This is a genomic window from Streptomyces sp. NPDC126497 (assembly GCF_040302425.1).
Taxonomy (GTDB): domain Bacteria; phylum Actinomycetota; class Actinomycetes; order Streptomycetales; family Streptomycetaceae; genus Streptomyces.
Map to the genome: position 1 here is coordinate 52,855 of NZ_JBEORT010000016.1, position 20,820 is coordinate 73,674.

At 71.2% G+C, this 20,820-nt stretch carries 15 protein-coding genes and 1 tRNA gene; 9 read left to right on the forward strand and 7 right to left on the reverse strand.

Translation table 11 applies throughout. The features are described 5' to 3' along the window. Nucleotides 1–10: 10 nt before the first annotated feature. The 6 genes from mfd to ABTY20_RS10990 form a co-directional block, all read right to left on the reverse strand. A complete protein-coding gene (gene mfd / locus ABTY20_RS10965; protein ID WP_351996661.1) occupies nt 11–3,574 on the reverse strand; it encodes a transcription-repair coupling factor in 3,564 nt (1,187 codons plus the stop codon). 244 nt (nt 3,575–3,818) lie between these two features. Continuing rightward, nucleotides 3,819–6,398 (reverse strand): ABC transporter permease, encoded by a 2,580-nt coding sequence (locus tag ABTY20_RS10970; RefSeq protein WP_351996662.1) that lies wholly within the window; start codon nt 6,396–6,398, stop codon nt 3,819–3,821. Further along, the gene (locus ABTY20_RS10975; protein WP_351996663.1) at nt 6,395–7,183 is read right to left on the reverse strand and encodes an ABC transporter ATP-binding protein; all 789 of its coding nucleotides are present in this window, start codon (nt 7,181–7,183) and stop codon (nt 6,395–6,397) included. Before ABTY20_RS10975 ends, ABTY20_RS10970 begins: the two co-directional genes overlap by 4 nt. Nucleotides 7,184–7,692: 509 nt before the next feature. Then, on the reverse strand, nt 7,693–8,562 hold the full coding sequence (locus ABTY20_RS10980) for a cellulose-binding protein (RefSeq protein WP_351996664.1): 870 nt from the start codon (nt 8,560–8,562) through the stop codon (nt 7,693–7,695). 218 nt (nt 8,563–8,780) lie between these two features. Beyond that, nucleotides 8,781–11,216 (reverse strand): SUKH-4 family immunity protein, encoded by a 2,436-nt coding sequence (locus ABTY20_RS10985; RefSeq protein WP_351996665.1) that lies wholly within the window; start codon nt 11,214–11,216, stop codon nt 8,781–8,783. 9 nt (nt 11,217–11,225) lie between these two features. Next, nucleotides 11,226–12,215, reverse strand: coding sequence for an SMI1/KNR4 family protein (locus ABTY20_RS10990; RefSeq protein WP_351996666.1), 990 nt, complete (start codon nt 12,213–12,215; stop codon nt 11,226–11,228). A 352-nt stretch (nt 12,216–12,567) separates the two neighbouring features. Here ABTY20_RS10990 and ABTY20_RS10995 point away from each other — a divergent pair, with 352 nt between their 5' ends. Together ABTY20_RS10995 and ABTY20_RS11000 are read left to right on the forward strand one after the other, a co-directional pair. Continuing rightward, nucleotides 12,568–13,095 (forward strand): YwqJ-related putative deaminase, encoded by a 528-nt coding sequence (locus tag ABTY20_RS10995; RefSeq protein ID WP_351996667.1) that lies wholly within the window; start codon nt 12,568–12,570, stop codon nt 13,093–13,095. A 43-nt stretch (nt 13,096–13,138) separates the two neighbouring features. Then, nucleotides 13,139–13,633, forward strand: a complete 495-nt coding sequence (locus ABTY20_RS11000) for an SUKH-3 domain-containing protein (RefSeq protein ID WP_351996668.1) — start codon at nt 13,139–13,141, stop codon at nt 13,631–13,633. Nucleotides 13,634–13,649: 16 nt separating this feature from the next. On the opposite strand, the gene ABTY20_RS11005 is transcribed toward ABTY20_RS11000, so the two are convergent. Further along, entirely contained in the window at nt 13,650–14,954 is a 1,305-nt protein-coding gene (locus tag ABTY20_RS11005; protein ID WP_351996669.1) for a sensor histidine kinase, read from the reverse strand. A 167-nt stretch (nt 14,955–15,121) separates the two neighbouring features. Here ABTY20_RS11005 and ABTY20_RS11010 point away from each other — a divergent pair, with 167 nt between their 5' ends. The 7 genes from ABTY20_RS11010 to ABTY20_RS11040 all read left to right on the forward strand — a co-directional run bounded on the left by ABTY20_RS11010 (nt 15,122) and on the right by ABTY20_RS11040 (nt 20,814). After that, the gene (locus tag ABTY20_RS11010; RefSeq protein WP_351996670.1) at nt 15,122–15,982 is read left to right on the forward strand and encodes a hypothetical protein; all 861 of its coding nucleotides are present in this window, start codon (nt 15,122–15,124) and stop codon (nt 15,980–15,982) included. 14 nt (nt 15,983–15,996) lie between these two features. Further along, nucleotides 15,997–16,072, forward strand: a tRNA-Gln gene (locus ABTY20_RS11015). A 133-nt stretch (nt 16,073–16,205) separates the two neighbouring features. Next, complete coding sequence (gene glmU, locus ABTY20_RS11020) at nt 16,206–17,651, forward strand: bifunctional UDP-N-acetylglucosamine diphosphorylase/glucosamine-1-phosphate N-acetyltransferase GlmU (RefSeq protein ID WP_351996671.1); 1,446 nt, start codon at nt 16,206–16,208, stop codon at nt 17,649–17,651. An 88-nt stretch (nt 17,652–17,739) separates the two neighbouring features. Continuing rightward, nucleotides 17,740–18,720: a ribose-phosphate diphosphokinase gene (locus ABTY20_RS11025; protein WP_351996672.1), complete on the forward strand. Its 981-nt coding sequence runs from the start codon at nt 17,740–17,742 to the stop codon at nt 18,718–18,720. A 218-nt stretch (nt 18,721–18,938) separates the two neighbouring features. Further along, nucleotides 18,939–19,529, forward strand: coding sequence for a 50S ribosomal protein L25/general stress protein Ctc (locus ABTY20_RS11030; protein ID WP_351996673.1), 591 nt, complete (start codon nt 18,939–18,941; stop codon nt 19,527–19,529). Nucleotides 19,530–19,626: 97 nt separating this feature from the next. Next, a complete protein-coding gene (gene pth, locus ABTY20_RS11035) occupies nt 19,627–20,241 on the forward strand; it encodes an aminoacyl-tRNA hydrolase (RefSeq protein WP_351996674.1) in 615 nt (204 codons plus the stop codon). An 87-nt stretch (nt 20,242–20,328) separates the two neighbouring features. Next, nucleotides 20,329–20,814: a hypothetical protein gene (locus ABTY20_RS11040; protein WP_351996675.1), complete on the forward strand. Its 486-nt coding sequence runs from the start codon at nt 20,329–20,331 to the stop codon at nt 20,812–20,814. The last annotated feature ends 6 nt before the right edge of the window (nt 20,815–20,820 follow it).

Below are 20,820 nucleotides of genomic sequence, written 5' to 3' on the forward strand. Positions count from 1 at the left end.
CGTACGCGGGTCAGGACCCCAGGACCGACGTCAGGAACTCCCCGACCCAGCCCAGCAGGTCCCGCCCGACCAGCGGCTTGCCGCCCACCTTCGCGGTCTTCGGGCGCGGCACCAGCACCTGGTGGGCGGCCGCCTTGATGACCGTGCCGGGGTAGAGGCGCTTGAGGCGCAGTTCCTGGGACTCGCGCAACTCCACCGGCGCGAAGCGGACGTTGTTGCCCTGGAGGACGACCTCGCCGACCCCGCACGCGCGGGCCAGCATCCGCAGGCCCGCCACCAGCAGCAGGTTCTCCACCGGCTCCGGCAACTTGCCGTAGCGGTCGACGAGTTCCTCGCGCACGGCCTTGACGTCCTCCTCCGAGTTCGCGGAGGCGATCGCCCGGTACGCCTGGAGGCGCAGCCGCTCGCCGGGCGCGTAGTCGTGCGGGACGTGCGCGTCGACGGGCAGCTCGATCTTCACCTCGAGCGGCGGCTCCTCCACTCCTCCCGCCCCGGGCTCCCCTGCCTCCAGCTGGCGCCGGTAGTCCGCGACCGCCTCGCCCACCATCCGCACGTACAGGTCGAAGCCGACGCCCGCGATGTGCCCGGACTGCTCGCCGCCGAGGAGGTTCCCGGCGCCGCGGATCTCCAGGTCCTTCATCGCCACGTACATGCCCGCGCCCATCTCGGTGTGCTGGGCGATGGTGGCGAGCCGCTCGTGCGCGGTCTCCGTCAGCGGCTTCTCCGGCGGGTACAGGAAGTACGCGTACCCGCGCTCCCGGCCCCGGCCCACCCGGCCGCGCAGCTGGTGCAGCTGGCTGAGGCCGAAGTTGTCGCCGCGCTCGACGATCAGGGTGTTGGCGTTGGAGATGTCGATGCCGGACTCGACGATCGTCGTCGACACCAGCACGTCGAACTTCTTCTCCCAGAAGTCGACGACGACCTTCTCCAGGGCCGCCTCCGACATCTGGCCGTGGGCGGTGGCGATCCGCGCCTCGGGCACGATCTCCCGCAGCCGGGCCGCCGCCCGGTCGATCGACTCGACCCGGTTGTGGATGTAGAAGACCTGGCCCTCGCGCAGCAGCTCGCGGCGGATCGCGGCGCCGATCTGCTTCTGCTCGTACGGTCCGACGAAGGTGAGCACCGGGTGACGCTCCTCCGGCGGGGTGGTGATCGTCGACATCTCGCGGATGCCGGTGACCGCCATCTCCAGGGTGCGCGGGATCGGCGTGGCGGACATGGTCAGCACGTCGACGTTGGCGCGCAGCTTCTTCAGCTGCTCCTTGTGCTCCACGCCGAAGCGCTGCTCCTCGTCGACGATGACCAGGCCGAGGTCCTTGAACCTGGTCTCCGAGGAGAACAGGCGGTGGGTGCCGATGACGACGTCCACCGAGCCCTCGCGCAGCCCCTCCAGGACCGCCTTGGCCTCGGTGTCGGTCTGGAAGCGGGACAGCGCCTTCACGACGACGGGGAACTGCGCGTACCGCTCGCTGAACGTCCCGAAGTGCTGCTGCACCAGCAGCGTCGTCGGGACGAGGACGGCGACCTGCTTGCCGTCCTGCACGGCCTTGAAGGCGGCCCTGACCGCGATCTCGGTCTTGCCGTAGCCGACGTCGCCGCAGACCAGGCGGTCCATGGGGACCGACTTCTCCATGTCCTCCTTGACCTCGGCGATGGTGGTGAGCTGGTCGGGCGTCTCCGCGTAGGGGAAGGCGTCCTCCAGCTCGCGCTGCCAGGGGGTGTCACCGCCGAAGGCGTGGCCGGGGGCGGCCATGCGGGCGCTGTAGAGCTTGATCAGGTCGGCGGCGATCTCCTTGACGGCCTTCTTGGCGCGCGCCTTGGTCTTGGTCCAGTCGGCGCCGCCCAGGCGGTGCAGGGTGGGCGCCTCGCCGCCGACGTACTTGGTGATCTGCTCCAGCTGGTCGGTGGGGATGTAGAGGCGGTCGCCGGGCTGGCCGCGCTTGGCGGGGGCGTACTCCACCACCAGGTACTCACGGGTGGCGCCCTGCACGGTGCGCTGCACCATCTCGATGTAGCGGCCCACGCCGTGCTGCTCGTGGACGATGTGGTCGCCCGCCTCCAGGGTGAGCGGGTCGATGGTCTTGCGCCGCCGGGCCGGCATCCGGGCGCCCTCGCGGCCGGAGGCCTTCTGGCCGGTCAGGTCGGTCTCGGTGAGCACGGCGAGCCTGAGCACCGGGTCGACGAAGCCGTGGTCGATGCAGCCGCAGGCGACGTGCACGACGGACGGGGCGATCTCGCCGAGGTCGCCCGTCCTGCCGTCGGAGACGGCGAGGCGGGCGGCGATGCCCTCGCCGCCGAGCACCTCGACCGTGCGGGCGGCCGGGCCGTGGCCCTCGGTGACGAAGACCGTGCGCCAGCCGTCGGCGAGCCAGCCCTTGGTGTCGGCGAGGGCCCGCGCGGTGTCGCCGCGGTAGCTCTCGGGGGCGTGCATGCCGAGCTTGAGGGTGTCGGCGTCGAGCTCCTCGTCGGCGGCGAACGGCGACACCGACCACCACATCATGCCCAGCTCGCGGGCCCGGTCGCGGACGTCCGCGAGGGACCACAGGGAGGCCGCGCCGACGTCGATGGGCGCCTCCCCGCCGCCGGCGGTGGCCGCCCAGGACGCCTGCAGGAACTCCTGGCTGGTGGCCACCAGGTCGGAGGCGCGCGTGCGCACCCGCTCGGGGTCGCAGACGACGGCCATGGCGCCCTCGGGCAGCACGTCCAGCAGCAGCTCCATGTCGTCGACGAGGACGGGGGCCAGGGACTCCATGCCCTCCACCGCGATCCCCTCGGCGATCTTGCCGAGCAGTTCGCCCAGCTCCGGGTGGGCCTCGGCGAGGGCCCGCGCGCGTTCCCGCACGTCCTCGGTGAGCAGCAGCTCGCGGCACGGCGGGGCCCACAGGCCGTGCTCGGCGACCTCCAGGGAGCGCTGGTCGGCGACCTTGAAGTAACGGATCTCCTCGACGTCGTCGCCCCAGAACTCCACCCGCAGGGGGTGTTCCTCGGTGGGCGGGAACACGTCGAGGATGCCGCCGCGCACGGCGAACTCGCCACGCTTCTCGACCAGCTCCACGCGCGCGTACGCGGCGGCGGCGAGCGCTTCGACGACCTCGTTCAGATCGGCGTTCCGTCCGGTGCGCAGGGACACGGGTTCCAGCTCGCCCAGGCCCTTGACCTGCGGCTGGAGCACGGAGCGCACGGGCGCGACGACGACGGAGACCGGACCGGTCTCCGGGTCGTCCCGGCGGGGGTGGGCCAGGCGGCGCAGTACGGCGAGGCGGCGGCCGACGGTGTCGCTGCGGGGGCTGAGCCGCTCGTGCGGCAGCGTCTCCCAGGAGGGGTACTCCACGACTCCCTCGGGCGGGAGCAGGGAGCGCAGGGCCGCCGCCAGGTCCTCCGCCTCGCGGCCGGTCGCCGTGACCGCCAGGACCGGGCGGCCGGTGTCGCGGGCCAGGGCGGCGATCGCGAGGGGGCGGGCCGCGGGCGGGCCGACCAGGTCGACGTGCGTGCGGTTGCCGTCCGCGGCGGCCGCGATCGCTTCCGCGAGGGCGGTGTCCTTGACTACGGCGTCGAGCAGACCGTGCAGGCTCATGCGGGGCGCTTTCCCTCCGGGGGTGTGCAACACGACGGGCCCGACACGCGCGGCGGGCCGGGGTGTCCAGCGTACGTCGCTGCGCGGGCGGGCGCGGGGGCTGTGGACGACGCCTGTCGACCGGTGGGCGGTGCCGGTGACCCGCCTTCCACCGGACGGGCCGGTGACACGCGCCCGGCGCCGGAAAGCCCTCCGAGGACTTTCCGGCGCCGGGTGCTTCCCCCGCAACCCCCGTGTGCGGTGGTCAGTCGGTGGCGATGGCGTTCAGGACGTTCATCCGTCCGGCGCGGAAGGCCGGCACCAGCGCGGCGAAGAGACCCACGAAGGCCGATCCGAGGAACACACCGATGATCGTCGGCCAGGGGATGTCGAGGACCTTCAGCCCCTCCAGGGCGAGCAGCTGCTGCGCGGTGGCGCCCCAGCCCATGCCCAACCCCAGGCCCAGCAGGGCGCCGAAGAGGGCGATCACGACCGACTCCATGCGGATCATGCGGCGCAGCTGCCGGCGCGAGAGGCCGATGGCCCGCATCAGGCCGATCTCCCGGGTGCGCTCCACCACCGACAGGGCGAGGGTGTTCACCACACCGAGGACCGCGACGACGATCGCCAGGGCCAGCAGACCGTAGATCATGTTCAGCAGCTGGCCGATCTGGTCCTTCAGCGCGTCCTTGTAGTCGGTCTGGTCGCGCACGGTGTACTGCGGGTAGTCGTGCAGGGCGTCCTTCAGCGCCGTGTACGCGGCGTCGGTCCGTCCGTCCTTCGCCGAGGCGAAGACCAGGGTGTCCAGCGGCATCTTCTCGGCCGGGACGTACCTCGCGAGGGTGTCGATGGACGTGTACATCGCGCCCGCGTCGACGACGGCCTCGCTGCTGGTGATCGCCCGGACCGTCAGGGTGCCCGTCCTGCCGTCCTCGAACGCGACCTCGATCTTCGAGCCGAGCTCGATGCCGTGGTCCTTCGCGAAGTCCTCGTGGACCGACATCGAGTCGGGCTCGTAGGCGTCGCCGAGGTTCCCGGCGACCGTCTCGACCCGCAGGTCGGTCGCGTACGTCGGGTCGGCCGCCGTGATCGCCGTGTCCTTCGACGTCTTGCCGTCGGGCGTGGTGAAGTCGGCCTGGGTCCACTTGTACTCGGTGACCCGGTCCACCCCGGGCGCCTTCTTCACGGCCTCGACGGCCTGCGGGGTGATCGGCTGACCGGTGTCGTTCTGGATGATGAAGTCCGTGCCGACCGTCTTGTCGAGCTCCTCGGTGGCGGAGGCGACCATGGAGGACCCGACCACCGACAGGCACGCCACCAGCGCCAGGCCGATCATCAGCGCGGCGCCCGTCGCGCCGGTGCGGCGCGGGTTGCGCAGGGCGTTGCGCTCGGCCATGCGGCCCACGGGGCCGAAGGCCCGCAGCAGGATCGCGCCGAGGACGCGCACCACACCGCTCGCCAGCACCGGGCCGACGACGACGAACCCGATCAGGGACAGCACCACGCCCAGGCCCAGCCACATCGAACCGTCGGTGGCCTTGTCCGCGCTGCCCGCCAGGTAGAGGGCGAAGCCTCCGGCGCCGGTGAGGAGCAGGCCGGTCCCGCCGCGTATCCAGCCGGCCCTGGCGTCCGCCGGGGTGCCGGCGTCGCGCAGCGCGGCCATCGGGGAGATCTTCCCGGCCCGCCGGGCGGGCAGGTAGGCGGCGAGCACCGTGACGACCACGCCGAGCAGCAGTCCGAGCGCCGGGGTGGTCCAGGCGACCGTGAGGTCGTCCGTGGACAGCTCCATGTCCATCATGCCCATGAGCTTCATCAGGCCGACCGCGAGACCGATGCCCGCGCCGACGCCGAGGACCGAGCCGAAGACGCCGAGCAGCAGCGCCTCGACCAGCACCGAGCGGTTGACCTGCTTGCGGGACGAGCCGATCGCCCGCATCAGGCCGATCTCCCGGGTGCGCTGGGCGACCAGCATGGAGAAGGTGTTGATGATCAGGAAGATGCCGACGAGGAAGGCGATCCCGGCGAAGCCGAGCATCGCGTACTTCATGACGTTCATGAAGTCCCCGACGCTCTCCTTGTTGGCGTCCGCGCTCTCCTTCGCGGTCTGCACCTTGTAGGCGCCGCCGAGTTCGGCCACGACGTTCTTCTTCAGCTGCGCGTCGCTGACGCCGGCCGCGGCGGTGACGTTGACGTTGGTGTAGACGCCGTCCTCACCGACCAGGGTCTGCTGCGCGGTCCCGACGTCCAGGAAGAACAGCGCGGCGCCGGGGTTGGTGACGGTGAAGTCGGCGATGCCGGAGACCTTCGCGGTGTGCGTGCCGAGCGCGCTGATGACGCCGATCTCGTCGCCGAGCTCCAGGCCGTGCTTGTCGGCGGTGTCGGCGTCGACCATGATCTGGTCCGCGCCCTCGGGCACCGCGCCGGAGGTGATCTCCATGGTGCGGGCGTCGTTGTCGTTCCAGCTGCCGACGATGGTCGGGCCGCCGTTGGCCGGCGAGAGGCTGTCCTTGTCGCCGTCGACGACGGTCACCGAGGTGGAGTACACCGTGCCCTCGGCCGACCGCACGCCGTCCACGCCCTCGATCTCGTCCAGCACGGAGGCCGGTATCACCGGCGGCCTGCCGTTGCCGGAGGTCGTCTCACCGCCGTCGGAGGCCTCCTTGGAGCTGACCGTGACGTCCGAGGCGGTGGCCGCGAACAGCTTGTCGAACGTCGTGTTCATGGTGTCCGTGAACACCAGCGTCCCGCACACGAACGCCACGGACAGCAGCACCGCCACCGCGGACAGCGCCATCCGCCCCTTGTGCGCGAGGAAGTTGCGCATCGAGGTCTTCAGGACGGTCATGACGTGCGCCCCCGGGCGTCGAAGTCCTTCATGCGGTCCAGGACCTGCTCGGCCGTCGGCTGGTGCATCTCGTCGACGATGCGGCCGTCGGCGAGGTACAGCACCCGGTCGGCGTAGGAGGCGGCCACCGGGTCGTGGGTGACCATCACGATGGTCTGCCCCAGCTCGTCCACCGAGCGGCGCAGGAAGCCGAGCACCTCGGCGCCGGCGCGGGAGTCGAGGTTCCCGGTCGGCTCGTCACCGAAGATGATCTCGGGGCGGGCGGCGAGCGCCCGCGCCACGGCGACCCGCTGCTGCTGGCCGCCGGAGAGCTGCGTCGGCCGGTGCTTCAGGCGCTCCGCGAGCCCGACGGTCTCCACCACCCGGTCCAGCCACGCCCGGTCGGGCTTGCGGCCCGCTATGTCCATGGGCAGCGTGATGTTCTCGATCGCGTTCAGCGTCGGCAGCAGGTTGAACGCCTGGAAGATGAAGCCGATCCGGTCCCGGCGCAGCCGCGTGAGCTTCTTGTCCTTCAGACCGGTGATCTCGGTCTCGTCCAGGTAGATCTGACCGGACGTCACGGTGTCGAGCCCGGCGAGGCAGTGCATCAGCGTGGACTTGCCGGACCCCGAGGGGCCCATGATCGCGGTGAACCGGCCGCGGGCGATGTCCACGTCGACGTGGTCGAGGGCGACGACACGGGTCTCGCCCGACCCGTACGCCTTTACGACCTGCCGCGCCCGCGCGGCAACGGCCGTACGCCCTCCAGTGCCCCCGTGCCTGGGAATGGTCACAGCCGATGTCACGGTAAGTCTCCTATGTCGGTCAGTGGAAGAAAGCGGTGCTCCGGCGCCCGCCCGTGGTGCCCGGCGGCCGCTCCGTGCGTGTTCGTGCGACGTGATCCAGTCTGGTGTCCGGCAGGGGTTCCGCGCCCTGGTGTCCAGCGCAGTCTTGTACCGGGGGAAAACCCCACCCCCGCCGGTTCCGTGCCGCCCCCCAGCGGCGTAAAGCCAGGTTAAGGACGACCCGGGCCCCGTCTCGTCCTCCGCCGGTACGAACCCTCCCCGACCCGTAGTACGGAGGTACCCCTAGGGGCTCTCCTCCGACGGGTGGACACCGTCTCGGGGTCGCTTCCGCCTGTCGGCTCATCCGGGGGCCGCCCTCCCGCCGCCCGCACCGGGAGGAGCCGCGCGAAGCGCGTCGTCGGGGGCGGTGGCCGGGCGACGGGAGGGCCGAGTACGCAGCCGTGCGGCGGCGGACAGGTGCAAGGGGCACCCGGCCGCGGGGAAGGGGGACCGGGCGGGCCGGGGCCGGGTCACTCCACGGCCCGGCCCGTCAGCGCGCTGAGACCGGCGCACACCTGGTCCAGCTGCGCCTGCACGTCCTCCCGCAGCTCGGCGTGGTCGCGCAGCACCCGCTCGGTCTCCCGCGCGACGCCCTCCGCGCGCACGCGCGCCCCGGCGAGCAGCTCCGCCGCCCGCTCCCGCGCCTCCTCGGCACGGCGCCGCGCCGACTCCTCCGCCTCGGCGAACACCTGCCGCGCCTCGGCCAGCACGCACTCGGCGCGCTCCTCCGCCTCCGCGTGCCGGGCGTCCAGCGCGGCCACCCGCGCGGTCTCCTCCCGCTCCACCCCCTCCAGCCGCCGCGCCTGCTCCCTGGCCGCCTCGGCGAGCATCCCGGAGGTGCGCTCCCGCATCTCCCGCAGCACCTCCAGCGTCCGCGCACGCCGCTCCTTCACCTCCGCCCGGGCCTCGGCCCGGATCCGGTCGGCCTCCGCACGGGCCGCCGACAGCACCTCCCCGGCCCACCCGTCGGCATCGGCGCGCACGGCGTCGGCGTGCGCCCGCGCGGCCTGCCGCACACCGGCCGCGTCGTCCTCCGCCAGGTCCATGAGGTCCCGCGCGTACTGCCGCGCCGACTCCCGCACGGCCGCAGCCTCCTCCTCGGCCAGCCCGAACAGCCGCCGCGCGCTCGGCCCGAGCGACTCGTACGTCTGCGGAGCCAGCCCCGCCACCCGCACCCGCAGCAGCTCCAGCTCCTCCTCCATCTCCCGGGCCAGCACGGTGAGCCGCGCGGCCCGCTCCCAGGCGGCGTCACGACGCCCCGAGAGGGCCTCGACGTACGCGATCACCTGCAGGGGACGGTAGCCACGCCCCCGTACGACCTCGAATCCCCGCGACGACACCGACGCACCACTCACCCTGGAACCCCTCTCCACCGACGGACCCGAAGCCCAGTTCGAAAGACCGAGCACGAAATGGGATGAATTGCGCACATCTTGGTGGATGACACGGAAGTGTTCATAACGCGACACTCCGCGAGGAAGACACACAAAAGCCGGGCCCGGTCGTCCTGACGACCGGGCCCGGCTCCCCGCCTCACACGGAACTCACCCGCGACCGCTCAGAGCAGCCCGTCCCACATCTGCTCCAGCAGCACCGACCACCAGCTCTCCGGCGAACCCAGCGCCGCCGGGTCCAGCGCGGCCAACTGCGCCTGGAAGTCCACGGTCCAGCGCCCCGCCTGCTCCTGGTTCAGCCCGAACCGCAGCCGCCACATCCGGCCCAGCAGCGCCAGACAGCGCGCGAACTCCGGCAGCCCGGTGTTCACGAACTGCGGCGGCACCGGCGCACCGCCCGGCCCGGACTCCACCGGCACCGCGACGATGTTCGCCGTGCCGTACTGCACACAGATCGCCTTGCCGAAATCACTGCCCATCACCAGGTACGAGCCCGCGTCCGCGGCCGGCTGCACACCCCGCTCCACCGCCAGCTCCGCCAGCGTCGGCACCGGACGGCCCGGCTGGGCCTGCGCCCAGAAGAACGGACCCATGTCCAGCGGCAGCCCCGCCACCACCAGCGTGTGCGCCACCACCGGCGGCACACCCTGCCGGGACACCGCCGCCTGCTCGAACCGGAACACCCCCGGCCCGAACGCCCCCGCCAGCTCCTGCGCGACGGCCTCCGGCGGCACCGGCGGCGCCGGCTGCACCGGCGGGATCGGCGCACGCACCGGCGCGGGACGCGCCGGACCGTCCGCCACCTGGTGCAGCTCACCCTGGTGCGCGAGCAGCTGGCGCATGCCCTGCTGACGGCTCGCGTGGTCCGTGCCGTAGGGCGCGATGGACGTGATCCGCGCCTGCGGCCACTGCTCCCGGATCATCCGCGCACAGTACGCACCCGGCAGCTCGCACGACTCCAGCTCGGTGTGCAGCTCCAGCACCCGGTCCGGCGGCACGTTCATGGCCCGCAGCTCGTGGAAGATCTGCCACTCCGGGTGCGGCGTACCCGGCGCCGAACGCCGGATCAGCTGCTGCTCGCCGCCGTCCTGCGCCCGGTAGCGCAGCACGGCCTGATAGCCGGGACCGACCGTCGGCCGACCGGCGGGCGCCTGCGGATAGCCGTACGCCGGCGGCCGCCCCGGCACGGGACCCGCGGGCGGAGGCGTACCGGGAGGCATCCCGCCGGGCACGCCGGGAGGCGCCGGAGGCGGCGGCGCGCCCGGACCGCCCACCGGGGGCCCGGCCAGCACGGTCGCCGCGTGGTGCACGGGCCCGCTCCCGCCACCGGGAGCACCCGGAGCACCGGGCGGACCCGGAGGCTGCGGAGCACCGGGAGCACCGGGAGCGCCGGGAGCCCCCGGAGGCTGGGACGCACCCGGAGGCCGGGACGCGCCGGGAGCACCGGGCGGACCCGGAGGAGGCGGCGGCGTACCCGGACCGGCCAGCATCGTCGCCGCGTGGTGGACACCACCGGGCTGCGAAGGCGGGGCCGGGGTCCCCGGCGGCGGAGTCGGCCCCCCCGACGGCCCGGACCCGTCCGGACCCAGCGACGACACCATCTGCGTCGGCACGTACCCACCCGGCGGAGCGGACGGCGGGGCCGGCGTACCACCCGGAACCCCCGGCGCACCCGGCGGAGGCGGGGTCGACGGCCCCGAACCACGCCGCGGAGGCGGAGCCGCCTTGCTCGTCACGGCGTCCGCGATGTCCCCGGCCCCGGACGCGAGCGGCCCCGGCGGAACACCCGGACCGGCCGGCGGAGGCGCACCCGGCGCCCCCTGCGGCCCACCGGAATCCGGCAGCGCCGGCGCGACGGCCGTCGGCGGAAGCCCGCTGCCCCCCGACAGCAGCGCCGTCTTCGCCTCCGGCGGAGCCGCGGGCGGCAGAACGTCGTCACCGGACTCACCCAACTGCTGCGCGAACACCGTCTCCGGCAACGGCACGGAACAGTCCTCACCCGCATCGGCGTTGGTGTCCGTACCCGCCCACGGAGTCGCCCCGGCCGGCGCCCCCGACGGAGAACCGCTCCCCCCGGCGGCAGGCCACGCGGCCCCGCTCCCCGCACCGGCGGACGCACCCGCAGGCGAACCCGCAGGCGAATCACCGGCACCGGAAGCCGCGGACGCGTCCGCCTCCGCACCCCCCTCGGCAACGGCCCCCGCACCCTCCCCCCGCCGATCCGGAATCCCCAGCCGGTCCGCCGCCTCCTGCAACCACTCCGGCGGACTCAACAGGAACGACGTCTGATTCAGATCCACCCGCGCCGCAGGCGCCGGCACCGGCTCGGACACCGCCCCCTCACGGCCGTACTCCTCCTCGTACCGGCGGATCACCTCACCCACCGGCAACGCCGGCCACAACGTCGCCTCACCACTGTCCCGGGCGATCACCAACCGCTGCGCGCCCCCGTCCGAACGAGGCCCGTCCGCACGGTCCTCCGCCCACACCACGAACCCGAGGTCGAACTCCCGCACCCGCACCTCACGGTGCTGGTACGCCGGCACGTCCCCGTTGACCCACTCCTCCGCGCGCTCCTGCGCCTGCGCGAACGTCACCATCGCCTCAGCTCACTCCCCCGCGGAAGAAACCGGAACGGCGCGCGCGAACCCACCGTCCACCATCAGATTCGCCACCGTCTCCAGCTCCGGCGGAGACCCCGCCAGCCGGGACAGGAACACGTCGAAATCATCCCCGCACGACAACAACAGCCGCTCCACCCGCTCGGCCGGCGACCACGACGGATCCACGTCCCGCGCGTCGTCGTACGCACAGAACCACACCGAACCCTGCCGCTCACCCCGCACCTTCACCGCCAGCAGACCACCCTGCACGAAACCGACGCACAGATAGTCCTTGGTCAGATGATCACGCAGGCACTTGTTGGCGTACACCAGGTCATTGACCGCCGCCTCGTCCCGCACCGTGAAGAACGGCTGGTCCACCAGCAGCCCCAGCTCCGCGTCCAACGCCGTCCCCACCGGCGCGCACCCACCCGCCGCCTTCAGGAACGACCGGTACGCACCCGGCAACCGGTACCCGAGATCCTCCTCGACCCCCAGCACCTGCGACTCCGTCACCGCCACACCCGACTTCGGCAACCCGAAATGCGCCGGACGCGTCTCCTGCAACGGCCGCGTCCCCCGCTTGCCGTGATCCACCGCCGCCGTCGCCACCCCACCGTGGTGCCGCAGCAACGCCTTCACCTCCACCGGCACCAGCTCCAGCCGCCGCGACCCCACCACGTGGTGCCACGTCCAGCCGTGCGGCGTCGCCACCGCCGGCACCGTGTCCCACAACTCATGACCGCTCGCCGCCAGCGCCGCGTTCGCCGACACGTAGTCCGTCAGCCGCAACTCGTCCACGCCGAAACCCTCCGGCGGCTCCGCCACCTCCGCCGCCGCACGCGCGTAGGGCGAGAAATCGGGGTAACCACGCTCGTCCACCCGCACCCCCCTCGGATGACGCGCCGCCCGCACCGGATCCGGGAAGTGCACGACCTGCCCGGCATAGGCCGCGTTCGGCGGCGCGGCCTTCTGCCCGAGCCGACCTGTCGTCATGGCGGTTGCCCCCTGCGGCACTCTGTACGTCCCGCACCGCCCACCTTCGGACCACCACGGAACGTATTCGACTGTCACGTCTGTCTCGACTGCTTACCCCCACGCCCCCCACGGCGCCCGCACGCACCAGCACGCAGAACACCGCACGGACCGCGGTGCCGACAGCCTATGCGGTACACCCCCACCGGTCACCGACACCGGCCACCCACCCCTCCGCTTCCGTGACCCGCCGTCACCCTCCCGTGACAGCCCGCCCCGAACCGGGCGTGTCACCCCGACCCAGCTTCCCCATCCGCCACCCCATTTGGCACCCTGTGACCTCCGGGGAAATGCTCGGGAGGGAATGACGATCATGAACATGACGCAGACGGGGCCGCACAGCGGCCCATCCGGCGACCCCCGGACCGGCGACCCCCGCATCGGCTGGAGCGCCACCGACACCCCCCACACCCCCACCCTCCACCACCGCCGCGACGGCATCCTCCCCACCATCGCCGCAGCCCTCTCCGTCCGCGGCGCCACCCTCACCTGCACCGCCGCCCGCGGCGACACACCCCCCACCCTCCACCCCCTCGTCCAGGACTTCCTCGACACCCTCACCAGCGACCAACGCGACCGCTTCACCGGCCGCTGCGCCGAAACCATCCTCATCTCCCGCCACCTCACCACCACCGACGCCGCACGCAGCAAACGCGCCGCACGCAGACCCATGACCAACGGCGAAGCACGCAAAGCCCTCAAACACGCCAAACTCACCACCCGCCGCATCCGCGAGGACGGCGACCCCCTCCACGGCGCCTACGCCACCCCCTGCCGCGCCTGCACCGCCCTCACCGCCCACTTCGGCGTCCGCATGGTCGACCCCACCACCAACGGCTGACCCCAGCCACCGCACCACCCACGACCCAGACGAACGAAGGCAGATGCACACCGACCGCACCTCCACCACCCGCTTCGCCGTACCCGTCGACGCCGCCCTGCGCACCGCAGGCTGGCAACCCGGACGCTGGGACATCAAGCAAGCCGAAATCTGGGCCGACACCCTCCGCGACCACACCTCACCCGCAGGACACCGCCACACCGTCTTCCCCGCCGCCGTCGAAGCCTGGGCCGAATTCGGCGGACTCCACATCCACCCCACCGGCCCCGGCCGCCACGTCGCCCCCACCACCTTCCACCTCGACCCCCTCCACGGCCTCCACATGGCCCGCACCCTCGGCGACCTCGGCCGCGCCCTCGACACCGAGGTCTGCCCCCTCGGCGCCGAAACCGACACCCAGGCACTCCTCGCCATCGACGCCCACGGCCGCGCCTACACCCTCGACCACACCGGCGACTGGTACCTCGGCCCCGACATCGACCACGCCCTCACCACCCTCATCACCGGCATACAACCCACCCGCCTCACCGCCGGCTGAACCCACCCCACCCCCACTACGACACCGGAATCACCGCCGACACCCGAAAACCCCCCGCATCCGTCGGCCCCGACACGAACACCCCACCCAACGCCGACACCCGCTCCTTCATCCCCACCAGACCATTCCCCCCCGACGGCAACCCCGCCGACGACGCCGCCTCCGGCGGCGGATCGTTCTCCACCTGCATCGCGATCTCCGACACCCGGTACGCCAGACGCACATACGTCTTCGCACCCGCCGCATGCTTGTGCACGTTCGTCAACGCCTCCTGCACCACCCGATAAGCCGTCGACTCCACCTCCCGCGCACACGACCGCGCCTCCCCCACCACCGACAGATCCACCACCATCCCCGCCGCAGCCGACTGCCCCACCAACTCCTCGATCTCCGACAGACACGGCCCCTCCCCCTCATCCACCACCCGCGACCCAGCCCCCGCCGCAGCCACCCCCACCACCGCCGACGGCACCTCCGCCCGCTCCCGCCGCCGCCCACCGTCCCCACCGGACCGCAGCACCCCGAGCATCTCCCGCAACTCCGTCAACGCCTGCCGCCCCATGTCCCCCACCAGAGCGGCGTTCCTCACCGCCTTCTCCGGATCCTTCCGCGCCACCGCCTGCAACGCGGCCGCGTGCACCACCATCAGACTCACCCGATGCGCCACCACGTCGTGCATCTCACGCGCGATCCGCGTCCGCTCCTCACCCCGCGCCCACTCCGCCCGCTCCTCCGCCCGCTCCGCCAGCAACTGCAGCTCCCGCTCCAGACTGTCCGCCCGCTCCCGCAGACTCTCCATCAACCGCCGCCGCGCCCCCACGTACAGACCCAGCAGCAACGGCGGCGCCGTCATCCCCAACGCCGTCGTGATCGACGCGAACGGCACCAGCCAGTCGCTGACGTCCACGTCCTCCTTCGCGAGGTCCTGCCGCATCCGCACGAACACCACGACGAGCACACCCACCAGCTGCATCCCGGCCAACGACCCGATGATCCGCCGCGGCACCTCCGACGCCGCCAGCGAATACAGGCCCACCAGCCCCAGCAGGAAACCCATCGCCGCCGGCGTCACCGCGACCCCCACCAGCACCACCGCGATCGGCCACTTCCGCCGCACCAGCAGCACCGAACCGGCCAGCACCCCGAAGACGACCCCCAGCGCGACCGGAATCCCCGCCTCCCGCGCGAACGGGACCCCCTCCACCCCGCACTCCGCCGCGGACACCACCGCGAGCCCCACATCCAGCACGGCACCACGCCGCCTGTCCCACCACCACGGCCCTCCCCGGGCCGTCACCAGCTCTTCCCCCGTCGTGGTCATGCCTCCAGCCTACGGGCGGGAAGCTCCCCTTTTCCGGCGAGTTTCCACGCCCAAACCGCACCACACGGGGTGATTCCTCGAATGCGATACGGCCCGAAATCCCTCGAACTGCTGAATCGGACACCGTTCGAGGGGGGAACCGACCATTCCGCCCGGACGGTATGCGTGTGACACATGCACCCGGCAAGTACGCCGACTTCGAAGGCCTGCGGGAACGGGCGGTCGCCCTGCGACGGGCGGGCCACAGCCTTCGGCAGATCCGCGACGAGCTGAAGATCTACAACAACGACATCCTCAACCAGCTGGTGAAGGGGGAGCCTCCGCCGGCCTGGACGAAACGCCCCAACGCGAAGGACGGCCTCAGGGCCAAGGCTCGGGAGCTGCGGCTGCAGGGCTGGACCTACGACCAGATCGAGGCCGAGCTGGGCTGCTCCAGGAGCTCGGTGTCGCTGTGGGTACGGGACCTGCCGAAACCTGAACCTCGGTACACGCCGGAGGAACAGCGCACCCTGATGCGAGAAGGACTGGCACGACGGCGCGAAGCAGACAGGGAGGTACACCGGCAGACCAAGCTAGGAGCTCGGCAGGAGATCGGCGATCTGACGGATCGTGAGCTCTTCATGGCAGGAGTCGCGCTCTACTGGGCCGAGGGCTCGAAGAGCAAACCCTACGACCGTCGAGAACGCGCAATCTTCGTCAACAGCGACGCAGGCGTGATCCGGGTCTACCTCGCATGGCTGGACCTGCTCGGCATCGACCGGAAGCGACTGAACTTCCGAGTCCTCATCCACGAATCCGCAGACGTCGATTCCGCGCACCGGTTCTGGGCACAGGTAGCGACGATCGACGTCTCACTCTTCGCCAAACCGACACTCAAGAAACACAACCCGAAGACGGTCCGCAAGCACACCGGTGACGACTACCACGGCTGCCTGGTCGTCGGTGTCGCGAGGAGCGCCGACCTGTATAACCGCATCGAGGGCTGGTGGGACGGCATCGTGGCCCACTCGGAAGCACGTCTCCGGTAAGGTCTGAGGCGCTGTCCCCCGTGGTGTAACTGGCAGCACACTGGTTTTTGGTACCAGCAGGACAAGGTTCGAATCCTTGCGGGGGAGCCACAGCACACCAAGACCTCAGTTCGGGTCCTGACTGGTCACTACCCCGGTCAGGGCCCGCACTCATGTCCCCCGCAAACACCCCCGGTATCCTGCGGATGTCACCCCCCTCCCCATCACAGCCGAAGGGCATCCCGTGAGCACCAATCGCCCGGCAGCCGTCGTCGTTCTCGCAGCGGGTGAGGGCACCCGTATGAAGTCGGCCACACCGAAGGTCCTGCACGACATCTGTGGCCGTTCCCTGGTGGGCCATGTGCTCGCCGCAGCCGGTGAGCTGGAGCCGGAGCAGTTGGTCGTCGTCGTGGGTCACGCCCGCGAGAGGGTGGCCGCGCATCTCGCGGAGATCGCCCCGGGCGTGCGTACCGCCGTGCAGGCGGAGCGGAACGGCACGGGTCACGCCGTGCGGATGGGTCTGGAGGAGCTGGGCGGTTCCGTGGACGGGACCGTGGTGGTGGTCTGCGGTGACACCCCGTTGCTGACGGGTGAGACGTTGCGGCGGCTGTCGGCCGCGCACGTCTCCGACGGCAATGCGGTGACGGTGCTGACGGCCGAGGTGCCGGACGCGACCGGGTACGGGCGGATCGTGCGGGACGGCGGTGGTGCGGTCACGGCGATCGTGGAGCACAAGGACGCGTCGGAGGAGCAGCGGGCGATCCGGGAGGTCAACTCGGGTGTGTTCGCGTTCGACGGGGCGTTGTTGGCGGACGCGTTGAAGAGGGTGCGGACGGACAACAGTCAGGGTGAGGAGTATCTGACGGACGTGCTGGGGATCCTGCGGGGGGCGGGGCACCGGGTGGGTGCGTCGGTGGCGGGGGATCACCGTGAGATCGCGGGGATCAACAACCGGGTGCAGTTGTCGGAGGCGCGGCGGATCCTCAATGACCGGTTGTTGACGGAGGCCATGTTGTCGGGGGTGACGGTGGTCGATCCGGCGACGACGTGGGTGGACGTGACGGTGACGTTCGAGCAGGACGTGGTGGTTCATCCGGGGACGCAGTTGCACGGGGTCACGCATCTGGCCGAGGGGTGTGAGGTGGGGCCGAACTCGCGGTTGACGGATACGCGGGTGGGTGCGGGTGCGCGGGTGGACAACGCGGTGGCGGTGGGTGCCGAGGTGGGGCCTGAGGCGTTGGTGGGTCCGTACGCGTATTTGCGTCCGGGGTCGCGGTTGGCGCGCAGGGCGAAGGTCGGTACGTATGTGGAGACGAAGAACGCGTCGATCGGTGAGGGGTCGAAGGTTCCGCATCTGTCGTATGTGGGGGATGCGACGATCGGTGAGTTTTCGAACATCGGTGCGGCGAGTGTGTTCGTCAATTACGACGGGCAGGACAAACATCACACGACGGTCGGGTCGCACTGCAGGACGGGCTCGGACAACATGTTTGTGGCGCCTGTCACGGTCGGGGACGGTGCCTACACGGCTGCCGGGTCGGTGATCACGAAGGATGTGCCGCCGGGTTCGTTGGCCGTGGCCCGCGGTCAGCAGCGGAATATCGAGGGTTGGGTGGCTCGTAAGCGTCCGGGGAGTGCTGCCGCGAAGGCGGCGGAGGCGGCTTCCCGGGAGTCGGCCGGCGGGGAGTGACCGGATTCGGTCCTCTCGGACAGGGCGTACCGTGATAAGTGCACTTCCGCACCGCCATCAGCTGCGACACCTCTGAGGAGATTGTGCTGTGACCGGGATCAAGACGACCGGCGAGAAGAAGATGATGTTCTTCTCCGGCCGCGCCCACCCCGAGCTTGCCGAGGAGGTCGCCCGGCAGATGGATGTCGGGGTCGTCCCGACGAAGGCCTTCGATTTCGCCAATGGTGAGATCTATGTGCGGTATCAGGAGTCGGCTCGTGGTGCCGACTGTTTCCTGATCCAGAGCCACACTGCTCCGATCAACAAGTGGATCATGGAGCAGTTGATCATGATCGATGCGCTGAAGCGTGCGTCGGCCAGGTCCATCACGGTCATCGTGCCGTTCTACGGTTACGCGCGGCAGGACAAGAAGCACCGGGGTCGTGAACCGATCTCGGCGCGTCTGATCGCGGATCTGATGAAGACGGCGGGTGCGGACCGGTTGCTGGCCGTGGATCTGCACACGGATCAGATCCAGGGTTTCTTCGACGGGCCGGTGGATCACCTGTTCGCGTTGCCGCTGCTCGCGGACTACGTGGGTGCGAAGGTGGACCGTTCGAAGTTGACGGTGGTGTCTCCGGACGCGGGTCGTGTGCGGGTGGCGGACCGTTGGTGCGACCGGTTGGGTGCGCCGTTGGCGATCGTGCACAAGCGGCGGGACAAGGACGTGGCGAACCAGGTCACGGTGCACGAGGTCGTGGGTGACGTGGAGGGGCGCATCTGCGTCCTGGTGGACGACATGATCGACACGGGTGGCACGATCTGTGCGGCGGCGGACGCCTTGTTCGCGCATGGTGCGGAGGACGTGATCGTGACGGCGACGCACGGTGTGCTGTCGGGTCCGGCGGCGGACCGGTTGAAGAACTCGCGGGTGAGTGAGTTCGTGTTCACGAACACGTTGCCGACGCCGGGTGAGCTGAGTGAGTCGTTGGACAAGATCACGGTGTTGTCGATCGCGCCGACGATCGCGCGTGCGGTGCGTGAGGTGTTCCGGGACGGTTCGGTGACGAGCCTGTTCGACGAGCAGTAGTTCCGTGCGGTCGGTGCAGTAAGGGTTCTGCGCCGGGTCCGACGGTGATCGTTTTGGGTGCGGCCTCCTGGTCCGAGTAGACTGTCGAAGTTGCTCGGCGAGGGAGGCCGTACCGCTTTTTCGTGAGGCGGGTCGGCGGTCCGTTATCGACGCGCTCTTCGTAGCAGGCCGTTCGTGGCCGGGTGACCACGTCCGTTTCTGACTTTCGAGGAGTGAGCATGTCCGAGGTGAAGATCTCCGCCGCGACGCGCACCGAGTTCGGCAAGGGTGCCGCGCGCCGTATCCGTCGTGACAACAAGGTTCCGGGTGTGCTGTACGGGCACGGTTCGGACCCGCTGCACCTGACCCTTCCGGGCCACGAGCTGCTGCTCGCGCTGCGCACGCCGAACGTGCTGATCGCGCTGGACATCGACGGCACGTCGAGCGAGCTGGCGATCCCGAAGTCGGTGCAGCGCGACCCGCTGAAGGGTTTCCTGGAGCACGTGGACCTGCAGCTGGTGCAGCGCGGCGAGACCGTCACGGTGGAGATCCCGGTCCTCACCGAGGGCGAGCTGGCCTCGGGCGGCAACCTGCTGGAGCACGTGCTGGGTACCCTGACGGTCGAGGCCGAGGCCACGCACATCCCCGAGTCCGTCACGGTGTCCGTCGAGGGCCTGGCGGCCGGTGCCTCCATCCTCGCCAAGGACATCACCCTGCCGAAGGGCGCCAAGCTGGCCGTCGACGAGGATGCCGTCGTCATCCAGGTGCTGGCCGCGCAGGCGGAGGAGGCGCCCGCCGAGGGTGAGGGCGAGGCGGCCGCCGAGGCCTGATCCTCGTTCCGAGTCGTCGTTTCGTCGGCCGCTGTTCCCGTACGGGGCAGCGGCCGACGCGTATGAGGGCACGTGTGATGGAGCGTACGAAGGAGACATGGACGTGACGACGGATGCGGCGGCCGGTGCGGCGGGTCCCTGGCTGGTGGTGGGGCTGGGCAATCCGGGGCCGGAGTACGCGATGAACCGCCACAACGTGGGGTTCATGGTGGCGGATCTGCTGGCGGAGCGGATGGGGGGCCGGTTCAAGCGGGCCGGCAAGGCTCAGGCGCAGGTCGTGGAGGGGCGGATCGGGCCGCCCGGTCCGGCGAACCGGCGGGTGGTGCTGGCGAAGCCGATGTCGTACATGAACCTGTCGGGCGGGCCGGTGAACGCGTTGCGGGAGTTCTACAAGGTGCCGGCGGAGCGGGTGGTGGCGGTCCACGACGAGCTGGACATCGAGTACGGGACGCTGCGGCTGAAGCTGGGCGGCGGGGACAACGGTCACAACGGGCTGAAGTCGCTGACGAAGGCGTTCGGCCGGGAGTACCACCGGGTGCGGTTCGGGATCGGGCGGCCGCCGGGGCGGATGCAGGTGGCGGACTTCGTGCTGAAGGACTTCTCGTCGGCGGAGCGCAAGGAGCTGGACTGGTTCGTGGACCGGGCGGCGGACGCGGTGGAGTGTCTGGTGATCGAGGGGCTGGAGCGGGCGCAGGGGACGTACAACTCGTGACGTGCTGAGGGGCGTCGGGTGATGTGTCCCCCTGTCGGAGCCCACCGGAGTTGACCGACCGGAGGGTCATGGCCAAGGATCTCGGCCATGTCTCCCGCTGTCCGCGCCTCCCGTGGCTCCTCCGCCCTGCGGTTCGGCCGGTTCGCGGTGATGGGCACGGTCGCCGTGCTGGTCCTGATCGCGGGTGTGTGGGCGTCGTGGGGCACGGCGCAGCACGTGATGCTGACGAAGGGGCGCGAGCGCGGCACGGTGGCGGTGACGCGGTGTGGCGCCGGGGTGTGCGCGGGGCCGTACAGGCCGTTGTCGCCGGGGTCGCAGCCGCGTGCGGAGGTGGTGCTGGAGGACTCGGTGGCCGTGGAGGAGGGGCGGACCTACCCGGTGGTGCTGAAGCCGGGCGGTACGCGCGCCGTCCGTTCCGGTCCCGCCGGGGTGCTCCACGCGTGGGTTCCGCTGGGGGGTGCGCTGCTGCTGGCGTCGGTCGTGGTGGCCGGGGGTCTGCTGCGCACGCGGGTGGCGTGGGTGCTGGGGCTGTCGGGGGCGGCGCTGCTCACGGCGGCCTTCCTGTCGCTCTGAGGCGAG

Excerpts from the sequence above, each read along its gene's own strand:
- mfd (WP_351996661.1), bottom strand. The coding sequence starts at position 3,574 with ATGAGCCTGCACGGTCTGCTCGACGCCGTAGTCAAGGACACCGCCCTC.
- ABTY20_RS10970 (WP_351996662.1), bottom strand. The coding sequence starts at position 6,398 with ATGACCGTCCTGAAGACCTCGATGCGCAACTTCCTCGCGCACAAGGGG.
- ABTY20_RS10985 (WP_351996665.1), bottom strand. The coding sequence starts at position 11,216 with ATGGTGACGTTCGCGCAGGCGCAGGAGCGCGCGGAGGAGTGGGTCAAC.
- ABTY20_RS10990 (WP_351996666.1), bottom strand. The coding sequence starts at position 12,215 with ATGACGACAGGTCGGCTCGGGCAGAAGGCCGCGCCGCCGAACGCGGCC.
- ABTY20_RS10995 (WP_351996667.1), top strand. The coding sequence starts at position 12,568 with ATGAACATGACGCAGACGGGGCCGCACAGCGGCCCATCCGGCGACCCC.
- ABTY20_RS11000 (WP_351996668.1), top strand. The coding sequence starts at position 13,139 with ATGCACACCGACCGCACCTCCACCACCCGCTTCGCCGTACCCGTCGAC.
- ABTY20_RS11005 (WP_351996669.1), bottom strand. The coding sequence starts at position 14,954 with ATGACCACGACGGGGGAAGAGCTGGTGACGGCCCGGGGAGGGCCGTGG.
- ABTY20_RS11030 (WP_351996673.1), top strand. The coding sequence starts at position 18,939 with ATGTCCGAGGTGAAGATCTCCGCCGCGACGCGCACCGAGTTCGGCAAG.
- pth (WP_351996674.1), top strand. The coding sequence starts at position 19,627 with ATGGACGTGACGACGGATGCGGCGGCCGGTGCGGCGGGTCCCTGGCTG.
- ABTY20_RS11040 (WP_351996675.1), top strand. The coding sequence starts at position 20,329 with ATGTCTCCCGCTGTCCGCGCCTCCCGTGGCTCCTCCGCCCTGCGGTTC.